Source organism: Acidithiobacillus concretivorus (assembly GCF_018853445.1).
GTDB classification, from domain to species: Bacteria; Pseudomonadota; Gammaproteobacteria; order Acidithiobacillales; family Acidithiobacillaceae; genus Acidithiobacillus; species Acidithiobacillus concretivorus.
Genome location: NZ_JABELD010000016.1, coordinates 1 through 16,731 on the forward strand (window position 1 = coordinate 1; position 16,731 = coordinate 16,731).

General features: G+C 53.5%; 20 protein-coding genes and 1 other RNA gene. 20 read left to right on the forward strand and 1 reads right to left on the reverse strand.

Annotation, left to right across the window (positions count from 1 at the left end; translation table 11 throughout):
* From HJG40_RS02180 to HJG40_RS02265, 18 genes are all read left to right on the forward strand, one after another.
* Positions 1-437 (forward strand): sigma-70 family RNA polymerase sigma factor (locus HJG40_RS02180; RefSeq protein ID WP_215862683.1); only part of this gene is annotated, 437 nt, incomplete at its 5' end.
* Positions 410-1,072 carry a sigma-E factor negative regulatory protein gene (locus HJG40_RS02185; RefSeq protein ID WP_215862684.1) on the forward strand — a complete coding sequence of 221 codons (663 nt, stop codon included), beginning with the start codon at positions 410-412 and terminating at the stop codon, positions 1,070-1,072. The genes HJG40_RS02180 and HJG40_RS02185, both read left to right, overlap by 28 nt.
* 129 nt (positions 1,073-1,201) lie before the next feature.
* Positions 1,202-2,656, forward strand: a complete 1,455-nt coding sequence (locus tag HJG40_RS02190; protein ID WP_215862714.1) for a DegQ family serine endoprotease — start codon at positions 1,202-1,204, stop codon at positions 2,654-2,656.
* 104 nt (positions 2,657-2,760) lie between these two features.
* Positions 2,761-4,563 carry a translation elongation factor 4 gene (gene lepA / locus HJG40_RS02195; protein WP_215862685.1) on the forward strand — a complete coding sequence of 601 codons (1,803 nt, stop codon included), beginning with the start codon at positions 2,761-2,763 and terminating at the stop codon, positions 4,561-4,563.
* A 19-nt stretch (positions 4,564-4,582) separates the two neighbouring features.
* Positions 4,583-5,374, forward strand: coding sequence for a signal peptidase I (lepB, locus tag HJG40_RS02200; protein WP_215862686.1), 792 nt, complete (start codon positions 4,583-4,585; stop codon positions 5,372-5,374).
* A gap of 85 nt (positions 5,375-5,459) precedes the next feature.
* Complete coding sequence (locus HJG40_RS02205; RefSeq protein ID WP_215862687.1) at positions 5,460-5,876, forward strand: DUF4845 domain-containing protein; 417 nt, start codon at positions 5,460-5,462, stop codon at positions 5,874-5,876.
* Between the two features lie 329 nt (positions 5,877-6,205).
* The gene (rnc, locus tag HJG40_RS02210; RefSeq protein ID WP_215862688.1) at positions 6,206-6,886 is read left to right on the forward strand and encodes a ribonuclease III; all 681 of its coding nucleotides are present in this window, start codon (positions 6,206-6,208) and stop codon (positions 6,884-6,886) included.
* Positions 6,879-7,793, forward strand: coding sequence for a GTPase Era (gene era, locus HJG40_RS02215; protein WP_215862689.1), 915 nt, complete (start codon positions 6,879-6,881; stop codon positions 7,791-7,793). Before rnc ends, era begins: the two co-directional genes overlap by 8 nt.
* Entirely contained in the window at positions 7,783-8,523 is a 741-nt protein-coding gene (gene recO, locus HJG40_RS02220; protein WP_215862690.1) for a DNA repair protein RecO, read from the forward strand. Before era ends, recO begins: the two co-directional genes overlap by 11 nt.
* Positions 8,524-8,542: 19 nt before the next feature.
* Positions 8,543-9,268, forward strand: coding sequence for a pyridoxine 5'-phosphate synthase (pdxJ, locus tag HJG40_RS02225; RefSeq protein ID WP_215862691.1), 726 nt, complete (start codon positions 8,543-8,545; stop codon positions 9,266-9,268).
* Positions 9,265-9,654, forward strand: a complete 390-nt coding sequence (gene acpS / locus HJG40_RS02230) for a holo-ACP synthase (RefSeq protein ID WP_215862692.1) — start codon at positions 9,265-9,267, stop codon at positions 9,652-9,654. Before pdxJ ends, acpS begins: the two co-directional genes overlap by 4 nt.
* A gap of 3 nt (positions 9,655-9,657) precedes the next feature.
* Positions 9,658-10,980: a UDP-glucose dehydrogenase family protein gene (locus tag HJG40_RS02235; RefSeq protein ID WP_215862693.1), complete on the forward strand. Its 1,323-nt coding sequence runs from the start codon at positions 9,658-9,660 to the stop codon at positions 10,978-10,980.
* A 1-nt stretch (position 10,981) separates the two neighbouring features.
* The gene (gene rfaE1, locus HJG40_RS02240; RefSeq protein ID WP_215862694.1) at positions 10,982-11,923 is read left to right on the forward strand and encodes a D-glycero-beta-D-manno-heptose-7-phosphate kinase; all 942 of its coding nucleotides are present in this window, start codon (positions 10,982-10,984) and stop codon (positions 11,921-11,923) included.
* Entirely contained in the window at positions 11,920-12,696 is a 777-nt protein-coding gene (locus HJG40_RS02245) for a PP-loop family protein (RefSeq protein ID WP_215862695.1), read from the forward strand. The genes rfaE1 and HJG40_RS02245 overlap by 4 nt, the downstream gene beginning before the upstream one ends.
* Position 12,697: 1 nt before the next feature.
* Positions 12,698-13,540: an Hsp33 family molecular chaperone HslO gene (hslO, locus tag HJG40_RS02250; RefSeq protein ID WP_215862696.1), complete on the forward strand. Its 843-nt coding sequence runs from the start codon at positions 12,698-12,700 to the stop codon at positions 13,538-13,540.
* Between the two features lie 127 nt (positions 13,541-13,667).
* Positions 13,668-14,031: a transfer-messenger RNA gene (ssrA, locus tag HJG40_RS02255) on the forward strand.
* A 246-nt stretch (positions 14,032-14,277) separates the two neighbouring features.
* On the forward strand, positions 14,278-14,520 hold the full coding sequence (locus tag HJG40_RS02260) for a type II toxin-antitoxin system ParD family antitoxin (RefSeq protein WP_215862697.1): 243 nt from the start codon (positions 14,278-14,280) through the stop codon (positions 14,518-14,520).
* The gene (locus HJG40_RS02265; protein ID WP_215862698.1) at positions 14,517-14,846 is read left to right on the forward strand and encodes a type II toxin-antitoxin system RelE/ParE family toxin; all 330 of its coding nucleotides are present in this window, start codon (positions 14,517-14,519) and stop codon (positions 14,844-14,846) included. The genes HJG40_RS02260 and HJG40_RS02265 overlap by 4 nt, the downstream gene beginning before the upstream one ends.
* 16 nt (positions 14,847-14,862) lie before the next feature.
* Here HJG40_RS02265 and HJG40_RS02270 read toward each other — a convergent pair whose 3' ends face one another.
* The gene (locus HJG40_RS02270) at positions 14,863-15,060 is read right to left on the reverse strand and encodes a hypothetical protein (protein ID WP_215862699.1); all 198 of its coding nucleotides are present in this window, start codon (positions 15,058-15,060) and stop codon (positions 14,863-14,865) included.
* A 95-nt stretch (positions 15,061-15,155) separates the two neighbouring features.
* Between HJG40_RS02270 and HJG40_RS02275 the strand changes: the two genes are divergently transcribed.
* Together HJG40_RS02275 and HJG40_RS02280 are read left to right on the forward strand one after the other, a co-directional pair.
* Complete coding sequence (locus HJG40_RS02275) at positions 15,156-15,416, forward strand: type II toxin-antitoxin system RelB family anti-toxin (RefSeq protein ID WP_215862700.1); 261 nt, start codon at positions 15,156-15,158, stop codon at positions 15,414-15,416.
* Positions 15,406-16,671, forward strand: a complete 1,266-nt coding sequence (locus tag HJG40_RS02280) for a type II toxin-antitoxin system HipA family toxin (protein WP_215862701.1) — start codon at positions 15,406-15,408, stop codon at positions 16,669-16,671. Before HJG40_RS02275 ends, HJG40_RS02280 begins: the two co-directional genes overlap by 11 nt.
* Positions 16,672-16,731: the final 60 nt, after the last annotated feature.

Below are 16,731 nucleotides of genomic sequence, written 5' to 3' on the forward strand. Positions count from 1 at the left end.
ATCGGGCATTGAAGAATTTTCGGGGTGACAGTGCATTTTATACCTGGTTATATCGTATTGCCGTCAATACCGCGAAAAATCATCTGGTCGCCCAGGGGCGGCAGGTGGCTATTGTGGATGCTGAAACTGAAGATGCGGAACAATTTGCCAGTGCTGATGGACTAAGAGAGTATGACACCCCCGAAGGCGTGTTATTGAGTAAGGAGCTGGCTGAGCATATAGATGGTGCTTTGTCGGATTTGCCGGAGGATTTGCGAACAGCGGTTACCCTGAGAGAATTTGAAGGGCTTAGCTATGACGAAATTGCGCAGGTTATGGAGTGTCCGGTGGGTACTGTGAGGTCCCGTATTTTCAGGGCTCGTGAGGCCATTGCCAAAGTTTTGGCACCTTTGTTAGATCAGGAACAGTCATGGACGAACAAACAAAAAAAGAGCTGATGGCCTTCATGGAAGGCGAAATGAGTCCCTTGCAGGCGAATCGTATGGCCGCCCGATTGCAAGGTGAGCGGGGCCTTCGTGATGCCTGGGAAAACCAGTACCGGGTTTCTTTTTTGCTGCAAAATGATCGTACCGGGACGCAATGGGCTTCTGTTGGATTTGCAGATCGCGTGGCCGCACAAATAGCCGATGAACCCAGTATCCTGGCTCCTCGTGCCGCCATATCACGAAGTGCCATCAGTCCTTTCTGGATGAAAGCCGGTTCAGTAGCGGCCGTGCTGGTAGTGTCTGTCACCTTGGTGGGTTTGTTACCACGCAATACGCTGACTGAAGGACAAGGCGATCAGGCAAATCCTGCTCATTATCATCGAACGGCACTGTTAAGCGGCGCACATAATAGCCGTGAAGTGTTTCATCTCCGCCCCGTTGCCGATTTCAATGTTCAGGCGTCAGGTCCGGATTTGATGATCCAGCGCGATATCAAGCGGCTCTGGATTCCTGGACATAGTAACTATTTGCCGGTTTCAGAATCAGCCTATTATCCAAACGCCGGTGGGCTGCAAAATACGGTATATAGTCCGGCAACGGGCATCAGCAATTTTTCCAATTATAATCCTGCTGGCGGCTATCCCTAAAAATCGCTGTTAAATTGTTGCCAACATGCCCGGATACCGAGATGATAGGTAGGGTATTCAAATAAGTGATAAATCGTGGTTGGGAGGGAGTTTACTTTGAATAATCGTGTGCTGCGTAGACAGCGCCCAATGGTGGCGCTATGTGTGGGATTTGCTGTGAGTGTGGGTGGAATGCTTCCGGTTGCGGCGGTTGCGGCTTCAACGCAGGCGTCAATGGTTGCGCTTCCTGACTTTACCCCTATTGTAAAGCAATACGGTCCGGCGGTTGTGAACATCAGTACCACGGAAACCAAGGTGGCCCATGGTGCTGGTTCGCCATTTCCGCCCAATTCGCCGCTCAACCAGTTTTTTGCCCCTTTTTTTGGTGCGCCAGGACAACCGGGTAGTGATCAGGGAGGAGGAGCGGCTCCCAGTCATAAGTATCAGGTCCAATCGCTGGGTTCCGGCTTTATTGTCAGTGCTGATGGTTACATTGTTACGGCAGCCCATGTAGTCAAGGGTGCCCAAAAAATCATCGTCAGTCTCACCAATCATCACCAGTACACGGCCCATCTGGTGGGCTTGTCTACCCGTATGGATGTGGCGCTGCTTAAAATCGATGCCAATAATCTGCCGACGGTGCAGATTGGTGATTCCGGCAAGCTCGAAGTAGGGCAGTGGGTACTGGCTGTAGGTTCTCCCTTTGGTTTTGAGAACAGCGTGACTCAGGGCGTCGTCAGTGCTACTGCTCGGCCATTGCCGGATGATCCCTATATTCCCTTTATCCAGACCGATGTGCCCATCAATCCGGGTAATTCTGGTGGTCCATTATTTAACATGCGTGGTCAGGTCATTGGTATTAATGACCAGATTTATACCAACAGCGGTGGTTACATGGGCTTATCTTTTTCGATCCCCATCAATGTGGCCATGGATGCGGTCAAGCAACTCAAACTGCATCAGAAGGTACATTTCGGCTGGCTGGGTGTGATGATTCAGGATGTCAGTATGGATCTCGCTAAATCCTTCCACATGAAAGAACCGATAGGAGCCCTGGTTTCCCAGGTAGTGCCCGATGGACCGGCTGCCAAGGCTGGACTGCGCCCCGGTGACGTAATTATTTCCTTTGACGGGCATGCTGTCTACAACTCGGGCCAGTTGCCGCCCATGGTCGGAGCGCTGCCTGCCGGTTTCAAGGCCAAACTGGGAATTATTCGGGATGGTAAGCCCATGACTCTGAATATAGTCGTTGAAAGTCTGCCCGGGGAAATGGACAAAGGGACCGACAAGACCGCTGCTCCTGATGCCCAAGCCCAGAAAGGTGAAATTAAACGGCTGAATATTGAAGTAGGTCCATTGACGGCAGAAGCCCGCAAGCAACTGAACGTCAATACCGGCGTGCTGGTTTTGGGCGTCGCGTCGGGGGTTGCGGCGGAAGCAGGGATTCGCCCGGGAGATGTCATTCTTCAGGTGGCACAACAGCCCGTCAATAACGTCAGTACATTGCAAAAGCTGGTAGCTTCTCTGCCTGCCGAGCAGCCGGTTCCAGTACTGGTGCGTCGTGGTGACGGTAGCTTCTATATAGTGCTTTCACTTCCGCGCTGAAGCATAGAGAAATCGTCCGGGGCTGGGTGTATATACCAGCCCTTTTTGTTATGGTGTCGATCAAGACAGTGAGACCTGTCAGGTTGTCAGGGATTTAAGGGTATATGACTGAGCAGCAACATATTCGTAATTTTTCCATAATTGCCCATGTGGACCACGGTAAATCCACGCTTGCTGATCAGTTTATCCGCTTGTGTGGTGCCCTGAGCGAGCGGGAAATGTCCAGTCAGGTACTGGATACCATGGATATTGAAAAAGAACGGGGCATTACTATCAAGGCGCAAAGTGTGCGCCTGCAATTTAAGGCCAAAGATGGACAGGAATATCAGTTCAATTTAATTGATACTCCAGGTCATGTGGATTTTTCCTATGAAGTGAGCCGCTCCCTGGCAGCCTGTGAAGGGGCTTTGCTGGTGGTAGATGCCTCCCAGGGGGTAGAAGCCCAAAGTGTGGCGAATTGCTACACAGCTTTGGAACATGATCTCGAAATTGTTCCTGTGCTCAATAAAATTGATCTTCCAGCGGCAGATCCGGCCCGGGTGCGTACGGAAATTGAGGAAATTGTCGGACTCCCCGCCGATGACGCTATTGAAGCCAGCGCCAAGGAAGGCATCGGTATTCGCGAGATTCTCGAAAAAGTGGTTGAACGGATTCCTGCGCCTCAAGGCGATGCCAACGCCCCTTTGCAGGCGCTCATTATCGACTCCTGGTTTGACAACTATTTAGGTACAGTAGTGCTGGTGCGGGTCATGAACGGATCCATCCGGCCCGGTCAGCGGGTCGTCACTATGGTCGGGCAGAAAAATTATGTGGTCGAAAAAGTAGGGGTATTTACCCCGAAATCGTTGATCGTACCGGCACTCGAAACGGGGGCCGTCGGGTTTGTTATTGCCGGAGTCAAAACTATTGAAGGCGCGCGGGTGGGCGATACCCTGACTGAGCAGGATCGGCCCGCGCCCCAGGCTTTGCCGGGATTTCGCGAGGTGCAACCGCAAGTGTTTACCGGCTTGTATCCGGTTGATTCATCTGATTACGAGGATTTTCGTGAAGCCTTGCAGAAATTGCGCTTGAACGATGCGGCCCTGCAATTTGAACCCGAAACTTCGCAGGCCTTGGGATTTGGATTCCGTTGTGGTTTTCTCGGCTTACTCCATATGGAAATTGTTCAGGAACGCCTGGAACGGGAATATCAGCTGGAACTTATCAGCACTGCACCTACCGTGGTTTATCAGGTGATTACCACTGATGGGCAGACCCTGAAAATCTCTAACCCCGCAGAATTGCCACCTGTCCAGAAAATCGCCGATTTTCAGGAGCCCGTCATCAGTGCCAATATTCTGGTACCGGAAACCTATCTGGGACCGGTGATTGCCCTGTGCGAAGAACGGCGTGGCCGGCAAAAAAATATGCAGTTTACGGGGGGGCAGGTGATGTTGCGTTATGACTTGCCCCATAATGAGGTGGTCCTGGACTTTTTTGATCGTTTGAAATCGGTCAGTCGCGGTTACGCATCCATGGATTACGAGTTTGCGCGTTTTGAAAGCGGTCCATTGGTTAAAATGGATATTTTGATTAATGGCGAAAAGCTGGACGCCCTGTCCTGGATTGTCCATCGCGATGTTTCCGAGCGTCGCGGACGTGAGCTTGTTACCCGTTTGCGTGAACTTATTCCCCGACAAATGTTCGAAGTGGCCATACAAGCGGCGATTGGTGCCCGAATTATTGCCCGTGAATCCGTCAAGGCAATGCGTAAAAACGTCCTGGCCAAATGCTATGGTGGAGATATTTCCCGCAAACGAAAATTGCTGGAGAAGCAGAAAGAGGGCAAAAAGCGTATGAAACAAATCGGACACGTAGAAATTCCGCAGGAAGCTTTTCTGGCGGTACTCAAGAGCGATAAACGCTAAAAAGGAAGGAAAAACGTCAATGGATTTTACTTTGGGTTTGTTTCTGGCGGTGCTGTTATCTGGTCTGATCTGGCTGGTAGATATTGTTTTTCTGCGGCGCAGGCGCGACAAGGAAACCCGTGAGTCACTCATTGTAGAATATGCGCGTAGTTTTTTTCCGGTGCTTCTCGTGGTATTTTTAATTCGTTCCTTTCTATTTGAACCATTCCAGATTCCATCAGGCTCGATGATTCCTACTCTTCGGGTCGGTGATTTTGTTCTGGTCAACAAATTTCAATGGGGTTTGCGACTCCCCTTGATTCATATCCCCTTAACTCAGGGTAGCCCGGTAGAAGCCGGGGATATTATGGTGTTTCGTTATCCGAAAAATCCCCGTATTGATTATATCAAACGGGTCATTGGTCTTCCTGGCGATACGATCGAAGTGAAGGGTAATGACCTGTATATTAATGGCAAACTGGTCCCACAAAAATTTATTAGGAATTTTAATTATCGCCCAGAAGGACAGGGTGCCGAAGGCATGGTCATTCCCACCAAAGAATATGCTCAGGAATTGGGCGGTCACCATTTTCACATTATTGAATTTGATACGCCTGAAGCCCAGATGGATTTTGGACCCTATAAAGTTCCTCCCCACTCCTATTTCATGATGGGAGATGATCGTGACAACAGTAATGACAGTCGTTTCTGGGGTGTGGTGCCAGAGCACAATATTGTTGGCAAAGCCATGTTTGTGTGGTTTTCCTGGGATGCTGAAGACTGGTCTATTCGTTGGAAGCAGATTGGCCGTTCACTGGATGGTCAGCATTAATTCTTGTTGAATACACTTGCATAAAGCACCGTTGGCGTCTAACTAACGGGCATCAGTCCATCCAGAATTTCGGGAGATTCCTTCAATGCAAGTTTATAATCCATTCATCCGCAAGCTTGGCAGTCTGCCCCAAAAAACTGCTGAGCTACCATCCCCGGAAGCCGGTATTGGTCTTATCGGGGTGATTTTCTGGATTTTGATCTTGGTACTGGCCATTGCTTTTGTCGTGAAAGTGATGCCTAGCTACTATGATTACTGGTCCTTACAAAACATTGTCAAACAACAGGCGCAACAAGCCGGACCCGAAGAATCTGCAGGACAGATACTCTATAATCTAAATGGAAGACTGGGTGTCGCCATGATCCGTATTCCACAAAAAGACATCGTTATTGAAAAAGCCGGGTCAGGACCGGTTTTGATTACGGTTACCTACGACAAAATAGTGCCTTTGGCAGGAAATATGAGCCTGCTTCTGCATTTCCAGGCAAAGGGCGGTCACTGAAAACAGTAAGCGAAAAACGGCCGTGGGCCGGAAGGCTTTGCAGCGACTTTGGCCCGCGCCGTTGTTGTTCTTGGTGAAATCCTGCGCCCGTCAGGAGAGCTGTCTGAGCCCGCAGGGCGAGTTCTCTCCTGACAGCAGGATGAACCTTAGAACAACAGGCAAGGGACGTTGGAGCAAAAAGCCTTCCGGCCCACGGCCGTTTTTCCGGATTGTTCAATGGCACGGCAGCGCTTCACCAGCAACTGTAGTTTCTTTTGGAGTATTCGCGACCGGTTCTTTCCGTGTATGATGGCGCTATTTTTTGTTTCAAAATAACTGAGAATGGGGTTATGGGTTCGCTGGATATACTGCAAAAAACGCTGGGATACCGCTTTGCCGAAATGGGTTTGCTCACCCAGGCATTGACGCATCGTAGTGCGGGGTCTGCACATAATGAACGACTGGAGTTTCTGGGTGATGCTGCCCTTAATTTTGTGGTGGCGGCCCGATTGTTTGGGCGTTTCCCCAGGGTGAGCGAAGGGGATTTATCGCGTATGCGCGCACGGCTGGTGCGCGAAGAAACTCTGGCTGAAATAGCCGGTGAAATCGCCTTGGCGGATTATCTGATTTTGGGTCCGGGCGAAGTGCGCAGTGGTGGCGCGCGGCGCGATTCCATTCGCGCCGACGCCCTGGAGGCTGTTATTGGGGCGGCCTTTCTGGACGGAGGCTTTAGTGCCGCTGAAGGCATTGTCCTTAAGTTGCTGGAACCGCGTATTACCGATCAGTTGGGTGATGCTGAATTACGCGACCCCAAAACCCGTTTGCAAGAATTTTTGCAGGGTCGAGGGCGACCCCTGCCGATTTATACGCTTATTGAAGAAAAAGGGCAGGCCCACGAAAGGCGATTTGTGGCGCGCTGTAGCGTTCCTGGAATTGAGCCGACGGAAGCAGAAGATGGTAGCCGGCGCAAAGCCGAGCAACAGGCAGCTACATTGATGCTTGCGCAACTGCAGAATATCCCGCGTGGCTGAAAATTCTGATCAGGACGTTGTCGAAACCTACCGGAGTGGCTATGTAGCCCTGCTGGGCCGTCCCAATGTGGGAAAATCTACGCTGCTGAATCATCTGGTGGGGCAAAAAATCAGTATTACGGCCCCCCGTCCACAAACTACCCGTGATCAGATTCTGGGAATTTTAACCCGACCCGATGGCCAGGCTTTGTTTTTAGATACCCCGGGTGTCCATAGTGGTTACCGTAGCTTGAATAGGCACTTGCTCAGAGCAACGCGAGGCGCTCTGGAGTCGGCAGATCTGGGGGTGCTGGTGGTGGAAGCACTTGCCTGGACAGCGGATGATAGTGAGGCATTGCGCTGGTTGCAGCGCAGTGGCATTCCGTTACTGGCCGTGGTCAATAAAATAGACAAAATCAAGACCAAAGAGCGTTTGTTTCCTTACTTGCAGAGTTTGTCCGAACGCGCCGATTTCGTCGCTGTGATTCCTCTGTCAGCGCGTAAAACCGGGGATGTGGAACGACTGGCCGACGTATTGATTCCGTTATTACCCCTTTCGGAAGCGGTTTTTCCTGAAGATCAGGTGACTGATCGGAATATGCGTTTCATGGCAGCGGAAATTATTCGCGAACAGATTTTCCGGCAGTTGGGCGCAGAATTACCTTACGATACGGCTGTCGCTATTGATAGTTATCAGGTTGAAAACGGACAACAGCGTATTGAAGCGACCATTTACTGTCGGCGCTCAGGTCAAAAAGCCATCATTCTTGGTGAGGGTGGCAGTCGCTTGCGGGTTATTGGCAGTCGTGCCCGGGAAGCGTTGCAGCAGTTGACCGAAGAACGCGTCTGGCTGGGCCTCTGGGTCAAACAAAAAGAGCAATGGACGGATGATCCCCATATTTTGCGCGAGCTGGGGTATGACGACTGAGTCCGGTGATCGGGCCTGGGTATTGCACCGCTATGCTTATGGAGATTCGAGCCTGGTAGTAGAGTTTTTTAGTCGGAAACAAGGACGTCTGGGGCTGCTTGCCAAGGGCGCACGACGTCCCCGCTCGCCACTTGCCAGAATTGAAGCGGGGCGACCGTTGTGGATTCGCTGGCAGGGGAAAGGGGATCTCCCCTTATTGGTACAGGCCGAAGAGCTGGCTGCCGTACATCCTCAGAATACCTTGCAAAACCTGAGCTTGTTTTATATGAACGAGTTACTGTTGCGCCTCACCCAGCGTGCTGATCCGTTTCCCGAGTTTTTTGACCAGTATGAAACCACTATCGAGGGCTTGAACGATGTCGCAGCAATCGCCTGGAATCTGCGGCGCTACGAACGGCATCTGCTCGAAGCCTTGGGTTGGGCGGCAGATCTGAGCCATTGTGGACAATGTGGTATCACCCTGACGGCCGACACCCAATGGTCTTACCTGACTCAGGCCGGCGTGTTTTGTCCCCGCCATACACCAGAACAAGGCTCTGTAACCATTCCTGCAGAAGCCTTGCTATGGCTTGATGGCCCGATGAACAGCGCGCCAGCTTCCGGCTATAATGCGCACTTGAGAAATTATCTGGAACGTGAACTGCAGGTCCATCTCGGCAGTAAGGCGCTGGAGAGTCGGCGCCTCCTTGCTGCATACTTGCAACGCCATAAACGTAGCGCATCAACCTGAACCATGAGGAGCATCATCCATGATTGCCTTGGGCGTTAATATTGATCATGTGGCCACCCTGCGTCAGGCGCGGGGTACCCGATATCCTGACCCAATCGAAGCGGCTTTTGTCGCAGAACGCGCCGGAGCCGATGCCATTACTGCGCACCTGCGCGAGGATCGTCGCCATATTCAGGACCGGGATATTGAGATTCTCAGCCAAATCCTGCGGACTCGCCTTAATCTGGAAATGGCAGTGGAAGAAGGGGTGCTGCGCATTGCCGAGCGATTGTCTCCCAGTGATTGCTGCCTGGTGCCGGAACGGCGTGCCGAACTCAGCACCGAAGGTGGACTGGATGTTGCCGGACAAATGCCACGCATCAAGGAAGCCTGTCAGCGTCTGGCCAAGGCCGGGGTGAGGGTCTCTTTGTTTGTTGATCCGGACCCTTTTCAGCTGGAAGCAGCGGCGGAGACGGGTGCCCCGGTGGTGGAATTACACACTGGTCGCTATGCCAATGCGCCTGATACGGCAAAACGTCTTGAAGAACTGGGTTTGATTGGCAGTGCGGTCAATTTTGCAGAAAGCCTGGGGCTGCAGGTGAATGCGGGTCATGGGCTGGATTACCATAATGTCCAGGCGATTGCTGCCATTCCGGGGATTCGCGAGTTAAATATTGGTCATGCCATTGTTGCCCATGCAGTATTTAGCGGTCTTGGCGCGGCAGTTACGGAAATGAAGCGATTGATGCTTGAGGCCCGTGGATGATTGTTGGAATGGGTACAGATATTGTGGCTGTAGAACGCATGGCCCGTCTGCATGCACGCTATGGTGCGCGTCTGAATGCACGTATTCTGGGCCCGCTGGAGTGCGCTGATCTGCCTGGCGAAGCGGCTGCTGCTGCGGCTTTTCTGGCACGGCGTTTTGCCGCGAAGGAAGCGGCCTATAAGGCGCTGGGAAGCGGTCTGGGTGAAGGTATGCGCTGGTCGGACGTGCAAGTCACCCACGATGCGGCCGGGCGGCCGCAATTGCTGATGCAGGGGAAATCCGGAGAATTGCTGGCGCAATGGGGAAGGGAAGTGCGTACCTGGCTTTCCATCAGTGATGAACGTCGTTATGCCACTGCGGTGGTCATTCTGGAATTGGGAGCTTAACGCATGAAAGTAACGGTTGTCGGAACTGGATATGTCGGCCTGGTCACTGGAGCCTGCCTGGCTCAGGTCGGTAATCAGGTGCTTTGCGTGGATATCGATGCGGCTAAGGTAGCGCGTTTGCGTCAGGCTGAAGTTCCCATATACGAACCCGACTTACCGGGCATTGTCCAGGATGGGGTCAAAAGTGGAAGACTGCAGTTTACGACGGATATTGCTGCGGGCGTTGCTCATGGTGATTTTGTATTCATTGCGGTAGGCACCCCACCCGAAGAAGACGGCTCTGCGGACCTGCGTCATGTTCTGGCTGTTGCGGGTGAAATTGGTCAGCATCTTCAGAATCCGGTGATTGTCATCAACAAATCCACGGTTCCGGTGGGAACCGCGCGCAAAGTACAGGATCATATTGCGGCCGCACTGACCAAGCGCGGGGTGGATATCCCTTTCGTGGTGGTCTCTAACCCGGAGTTTTTGAAAGAAGGTGCGGCGGTAGCGGATTTCATGAAACCAGACCGGATTGTGGTGGGTACCGATGATCCCGTTGCCGCCGAAAAAATGCGCGCGCTCTATGCACCCTTTAATCGTAATCATGACCGTCTCATTATCATGGATCCACCTTCCGCCGAATTGACCAAATATGCCGCCAATGTCATGTTGGCCACCAAAATTTCATTGATGAATGAATTGGCTGGGCTGGCCGAATGTGTAGGAGCGGATATTGAACAGGTACGTCGGGGCATTGGTGCGGACCCCCGTATTGGTTATTCGTTTATTTATCCGGGTTGTGGTTATGGGGGGTCCTGTTTTCCCAAAGACGTGCGTGCCCTGGAATACAGCGCCAGACAACATGATTTTGACGCCCCGCTGCTTACGGCAGTGGAAGCCGTCAATAATCGCCAGAAACAGATTCTGGAGAAAAAATTGGTAGCTGTCCTCGGGGAAGACCTGAAAGGCAAAAAAATTGCCATATGGGGATTGGCATTCAAACCCAATACGGATGATTTGCGCGAAGCCCCCAGCCGGGCACTGATTGCGGGTATCATGAAAAGAGGCGGCATGGTGCAGGCCTATGATCCTGTAGCAATGGATGAGGTTCGGCGGGTGTACGCCGGGGAGCCGGCACTGACCCTTTGCGCCGATCCTTACGCGGCCTGCGAGGGTGCGGATGCCCTGGTTATTTGTACGGAATGGCAGGAGTTTCGCAGTCCGGATTTTGTGAAAATGCGTCAGGTTCTCCGCCAGGCTGTCATTGTCGACGGCCGCAATATTTATGAACCGACGGTACTGCGGGCAGAAGGCTTCGTCTATTCTGCCATTGGACGGCCTTGATATGCTGAACACGCTGGAGAATCTTGCTCAGGCCCGGGTCGCCATCATTGGCGACGTGATGCTGGATCGTTACTGGTTTGGCAAGGTTGATCGTATTTCGCCGGAAGCGCCGGTGCCCGTGGTACAGGTTCGCCGTGAGGAAGAGCGTCCGGGAGGGGCTGCCAACGTGGCGCTGAATGTGCTTTCCCTGGGAGCCGAGGCGCATTTGCTGGCGCCGGTCGGAGAGGATGCTGCTGGAGCTCAACTGACGCGCCTTCTTGAGCAGGCCGGTGTTAAAACCCGGCTGATCGCCGATGCCAGCTACCCGACCACCGTAAAATTGCGGGTCATTGGCCATCAACAGCAGTTACTGCGCATGGATTTTGAGTCACAGCCCAGCCCCGAACATGGGGAAAATATGCGCGCCAGGGCGCATGAAATATTGACGGGTGCGGGGGCCTTGCTGCTTTCTGATTATGGAAAAGGGGCCTTGCAGGCTGTCGAATCCCTGATAGCGTCCGGGCGGGCTGCAGGGCTACCGGTGCTGATTGACCCCAAAGGACGGGATTATCGTCCCTATGCCGGAGCAACCATTATTACGCCCAACCTGAGCGAATTTCAGGCTGTGGCCGGAACCTGGGGCAGTGAAGAACAGTTTCTGGCGCTGGGCCATGAATGGCGCCAGAAGTTGCAGCTGGAAGCACTCCTGGTCACTCGTGGCGAGGAGGGGATGACCCTGTTCACCGAACATGCCATTCATCATCATCCCGCCCGGGCGCGTGAAGTATTTGATGTGACTGGTGCTGGGGATACGGTCATTGCCACCCTGGCGACGGCCTTGGCCGCCGGATGGCCCATGGATCAGTCGGTAGAGCTGGCTAATCGTGCGGCAGGTATTGTGGTCGGTAAATTAGGTGCGGCCGTCGTCAGTTGCGAAGAACTGGCTGCCCAGAGCGGCGAATGAAGCAAGACTCCGATTCTTCAGACGTGCCACGTCTACCTGTACCCAAGTTGCTGCAGCGGCGCATTGGTCGTGCGGTGGCTGATTTTCGCATGATTCAGCCCGGTGACCGCATACTTTTGGCGCTTTCGGGGGGTAAGGATTCGCTCACCTTGCTGCACATGCTCCGTGCCATGCAGCGGCAATTTTCGCTGCCCTTTGAACTGGGGGTGGCGACTGTTGACCCCATGAGCCCTGACTACGATCCGCAAGTGCTGCTGCCTTACATGGCATCTTTGGGGATTCCTTATTTTCTGGAGCGACAGGATATTTACGAGCGGGCCAAAAAGCATCTGTTGCGCCCCTCCTACTGCAGCTTTTGTGCGCGCATGCGCCGGGGAGTCCTTTATCGCTGCGCCCGCCGCGAAGGTTACAATGTTCTCGCTTTGGGGCAGCATCTGGATGATTTTGCCGAAAGCTTTTTCATGTCTATGTTTTACAATGGCGAAATGCGGACCATGAAAGCCCATTACCGGGTCAGGGAAGGGGATTTGCGGGTGATTCGTCCGCTGGTGTATTGTCGCGAACGGCAGATGCGCCAGCATGCTGAAGAACAAAAATTACCGGTCATTTATGAGAACTGTCCGGCCTGTTTTGGCAAACCCACAGAACGCCAACACATGAAAGAACTGCTGGCGCAACAGGAGGCCCATGATCCGCGTTTGTTTAAGCAGCTTCAGCGCGCCTTGCAGCCGCTGATGGGAATTGGTCTGGAAGGTTTGCATTTCGAGGATTAGCATGACTGATTTTTCACAAGTTTTTTATTGGGAAACCCTACCATTACGCGGCGCGCGCTGCCGCCTTGACGAGATTTATGCCCGGGTTTTACGGGATTTCAAGGGGCAGGATGACATGGCTCAGCTATTGGGCGAAGCGTTGGTCGGTCTGGCCTTATTGGCCACCACTCAGAAAAATTATGAACGTCTGATTATTCAGGCGCAAAGCAAAGGTCCGCTGAAACTTCTGGTTGCGGAGATGACAGCAGCCGGAGGTATGCGTGCCTATGGTAATTGGGAGGAGGGTGTTTCGGTGGATTTGTCACATTTACCCGATGCCCTGCTGGCTATTACCGTGGATATGGGCATGGATCGTGATCGTTATCAGGGACTGGTTGAACTGCGCGAAAGTCTTACCCTCTCCCTGAATGCCTATTTTGCTGAATCGGTGCAGTCTCCTGCGTATTTTCGATTAGTCGCTGATCCAAAAAGCAAGCAGGCGGGCGGCTATTTTCTGCAACGCCTGCCCGGCGTGCTGGCTGTGGAAGACTGGGAACTGGCGACCCGATTCATCGCTATCGGTTCAGATCAGTCACTGTTACAGGCAAAACCGGAGCAGTTTCTGCCGGAAATTTTCCCCGATTCGGCGCTACGGCTGCATACGCCTCAAGCCCTGGTTTTTTCCTGTTCTTGTTCCCCCGAAAAAGTGGAGCGCATGCTGATTTCGCTGGGACAAACAGAAGCGGAAGAGACGCTTCAGAGTGAAGGGGAGATAGTGGTTACCTGCGAATATTGTCAGGAAGTATATCGTTTTGGTGAAGAAGACGTCGCATTGTTGTTTGCGCCGGAACATCCTCTGCACTGATTTTTGCGTCTTCTGAAGAGAATTTCCGCTTGGTACTCTGGCTGCTTCTACGTTATGATTATGGGTCCTTGGTGACGGCTGGCTGACAGGAACTTTGTCTGTCATATCCAGTCCAACCGAAGTCATAGGGGGCGACCGGCTTCGACGCAGGTCGCGAAGCCTTCGGTGCATGCAGAGCTGCGGTTTGCTCTTAAAACTGGTCGCAGATTCATAATTGCCAACGACAGCAATTACGCCCTCGCTGCTTAAGCAGTGAGCCCTCTGCCCGGATTTGTTCGTGGATCCGGAGTCGAAAGACGCGCGGAGGGTCATAAAACACGGAATCGGGTTTGTTCTAGTCTGTGGAACCAATCCTAAACTAAAGCAGAATCGCCGTAGCATCATCCTGTTTGTCGGAGGGTGGCGCGGTTAAAGCCAATAGACAAACTACGCATGTAGATCCGGTGGTCTAGGTACTGCGGACGCGGGTTCAATTCCCGCCGCCTCCACCAATACTGAAGCCCCAACTGTTATCAGTTGGGGCTTTTTCTTGTCTATTTGCGCCAGTTCCCGCGTGTTGTTGGGGGTTCCTGCGGAAGCCTGCGGACTTCGCCAGCCGCCCAAATCGGCCGTTCCGGGCCAGAGAGAGTGAGCATTGGGAATGCTCATCTCACTCGGCTGGTTGAACTGGCCGGTCATACACAAACATGAATCTTGCCAAATTTTGCCAAACCGACTAATCTTGAGCCATGAGCACAATGAACATTTCCCTACCCGATACGCTCAAGTCCTTCGTGGATGAGCAGGTCAATCAAGGTAGCTACGGCACCAGCAGCGAATACGTGCGTGAGCTGATCCGCAAAGATCAGGATCGCCTGCACCTGCGAGGCCTCCTGCTTGCGGGAGCGGCGTCTGCGCCGGCAGCCCCAGCCGATCCGGCCTACTTTGAAGGGCTGCGTGATCGGGTGCGCCAGGCGGCCAAGGTTGGCGTTCGCGGGTGACGGCCAAGCCTGTCGCGCCGCGTGAGCTGGCCAACCGGGACATTGACGACGCGATTGCCTACTACCTCAGCGAAGGTGCTGAACAAGCGGCGCTCGGCTTCATTGATGCCTTGGAGCAGGCCTATGCGAACATCAGTCGCCACCCCGCTACCGGATCGCCACGCTACGCCCACGAATTGAACCTGTCCGGCCTGCGCTTCTGGCCGCTAGCGCACTATCCCCACCTGGTGTTTTACGTCGAGCGTCCCGAACACATTGATGTCTGGCGCGTGCTGCACGGCCAGCGCGACATCTCGGCGTGGATGCAGGAGCCCGACATCTTCTGAGTCTCGCCCAGGCGACTCACAGGCGGCCAAAATCAATTCCCGCATCGTCGACCTGGTTGCGAGGCAGGGCGTAGCGCCCGGTGGCATCAAGGTGCTGGTGGCCGATGCCTTGCACGTGGTAGTGGCGTAGTTCTGAAAATTGGGTGTAAATGGGTGTCAATTCGGAATCGAGAGCGACACTATTTCCCGACCGGGAAACAAAAGACCGAATCATGCCCTAACCACAGCAAACATTCCCGAACGGGAAATATCGCTTGCACTTAGTCCGGTTGTGGCTGATTATTTACCGAACGGGAAATTGAGTAAGCCATGACATCCATTCGATCACCGCAACAACTCGGCGATGCACTACGTGCCGCTCGTAAGCAAATCGGGCTGACCCAGCCCCAGTTGGCGCTGGCAGCTGGGGTAGGTGTGCGCTTCATTGTCGACCTTGAAGCAGGCAAGCCCACCTTGCGGCTGGAAAATGTACTGCGGGTCATTGATGCCCTGGGTGGAGATGTCCAGTTGAGCGGGTTGCCATCATCTGTGGACAATGATCAACGCGAGTGTGGCAACCATGGCGCATGAGCTGGAAGTCTGGCTATTCGCAGATCGTGTCGGCGCGTTGGCACTGGTCGATGGGCGGCTAAACTTTTGCTACGCACCCGGTTGGCTGTCACACAAAGACGCCGTTGCCTTGTCCGCCTCACTGCCCCTGCAAGCGGACCCGTTCGACGATCGCAAAACGCGCCCATTCTTTGCGGGTCTTCTACCCGAAGGGCAAATGCGCCGTCTGATTGCGCAGCAGTTCCAGGTATCAAACCAGAACGACTTTGCGCTGCTGGACCGCATCGGCGGCGAATGCGCTGGGGCTGTGACCTTCCTTGAGCCGGATCAAACTTTGCCTGTTTCAACAGGCGGCGATGACGTTCAATGGCTGAGCGACGAGGAAGTCGTGGCTATCCTGGATGAATTGCCGCGTCGTCCCATGCTGGCAGGCAATAATGGCTTGCGGCTTTCCTTGGCGGGTGCCCAAGACAAGCTGCCAGTGGTTTTCGATGGTGCGCGCATCGGGCTGCCTCTCAATGGCACGCCGAGCTCGCACATCCTGAAACCGCTCATCCACGCCGTTGAAGACAGCGTGATCAACGAAGGATTTTGCATGGCGCTGGCTGAGGCCATGCAACTCAAACCGGCAAAGTCAAAAATTCACCAGGTATTGGATCGCTCCTTTCTACTGGTTGAGCGCTACGATCGACTGATCGATGCCCAGGGGCACCGGCAACGGCTGCATCAAGAGGACTTTTGCCAAGCACTGGGCGTGGTGCCGGAAATGAAATACCAGAATGAAGGTGGCCCGGATCTGGCGCAGTGTTTTGATCTGGTACGCAGTTCGACGCGCCCCAGTGCGCCGCAGGTTCTGCGACTACTCGACTACGTGATCTTTAATGCGCTGATCGGCAATCATGATGCGCATGCCAAGAACTTCTCGCTGCTGTACTCAGGCAAGGCTCCCGTTCTGGCACCGTTCTACGACACGCTGTCGACGGCGGTGTATCCAACCCTGACGCAGAAGATGGCGATGAAAATCGGCAGCAAATACAAGTTCAGCGAAGTTCAGGCGCGGCACTGGGAGCAGTTTGCAGAAGGCATGAGCTTTACCAAGGCGCAGGCCAAACGGCGCATTCTGGAATTGGCAAAGTTACTACCAGCGACGGCGCGCAAGCTCCAGTCTGACCCTGGACACAGTTTTGCTGGCAATGCTTTGGTTGAGCAAATCAATACGTTAATTGAACAACGCTGCGCCCTGACGATTCGGCGGCTTACCGAACCCGCCGTCTGAACCAATGGGTTGGCAGGAGTCCATGAAGGCGCTGTTCCGAACATGAGCCAAGGCGATTTC

Excerpts from the sequence above, each read along its gene's own strand:
- HJG40_RS02185 (WP_215862684.1), top strand. The coding sequence starts at position 410 with ATGGACGAACAAACAAAAAAAGAGCTGATGGCCTTCATGGAAGGCGAA.
- HJG40_RS02190 (WP_215862714.1), top strand. The coding sequence starts at position 1,202 with ATGGTGGCGCTATGTGTGGGATTTGCTGTGAGTGTGGGTGGAATGCTT.
- lepA (WP_215862685.1), top strand. The coding sequence starts at position 2,761 with ATGACTGAGCAGCAACATATTCGTAATTTTTCCATAATTGCCCATGTG.
- lepB (WP_215862686.1), top strand. The coding sequence starts at position 4,583 with ATGGATTTTACTTTGGGTTTGTTTCTGGCGGTGCTGTTATCTGGTCTG.
- HJG40_RS02205 (WP_215862687.1), top strand. The coding sequence starts at position 5,460 with ATGCAAGTTTATAATCCATTCATCCGCAAGCTTGGCAGTCTGCCCCAA.
- rnc (WP_215862688.1), top strand. The coding sequence starts at position 6,206 with ATGGGTTCGCTGGATATACTGCAAAAAACGCTGGGATACCGCTTTGCC.
- recO (WP_215862690.1), top strand. The coding sequence starts at position 7,783 with ATGACGACTGAGTCCGGTGATCGGGCCTGGGTATTGCACCGCTATGCT.
- pdxJ (WP_215862691.1), top strand. The coding sequence starts at position 8,543 with ATGATTGCCTTGGGCGTTAATATTGATCATGTGGCCACCCTGCGTCAG.
- acpS (WP_215862692.1), top strand. The coding sequence starts at position 9,265 with ATGATTGTTGGAATGGGTACAGATATTGTGGCTGTAGAACGCATGGCC.
- HJG40_RS02235 (WP_215862693.1), top strand. The coding sequence starts at position 9,658 with ATGAAAGTAACGGTTGTCGGAACTGGATATGTCGGCCTGGTCACTGGA.
- rfaE1 (WP_215862694.1), top strand. The coding sequence starts at position 10,982 with ATGCTGAACACGCTGGAGAATCTTGCTCAGGCCCGGGTCGCCATCATT.
- HJG40_RS02245 (WP_215862695.1), top strand. The coding sequence starts at position 11,920 with ATGAAGCAAGACTCCGATTCTTCAGACGTGCCACGTCTACCTGTACCC.
- hslO (WP_215862696.1), top strand. The coding sequence starts at position 12,698 with ATGACTGATTTTTCACAAGTTTTTTATTGGGAAACCCTACCATTACGC.
- HJG40_RS02260 (WP_215862697.1), top strand. The coding sequence starts at position 14,278 with ATGAACATTTCCCTACCCGATACGCTCAAGTCCTTCGTGGATGAGCAG.
- HJG40_RS02270 (WP_215862699.1), bottom strand. The coding sequence starts at position 15,060 with ATGATTCGGTCTTTTGTTTCCCGGTCGGGAAATAGTGTCGCTCTCGAT.
- HJG40_RS02275 (WP_215862700.1), top strand. The coding sequence starts at position 15,156 with ATGACATCCATTCGATCACCGCAACAACTCGGCGATGCACTACGTGCC.
- HJG40_RS02280 (WP_215862701.1), top strand. The coding sequence starts at position 15,406 with ATGGCGCATGAGCTGGAAGTCTGGCTATTCGCAGATCGTGTCGGCGCG.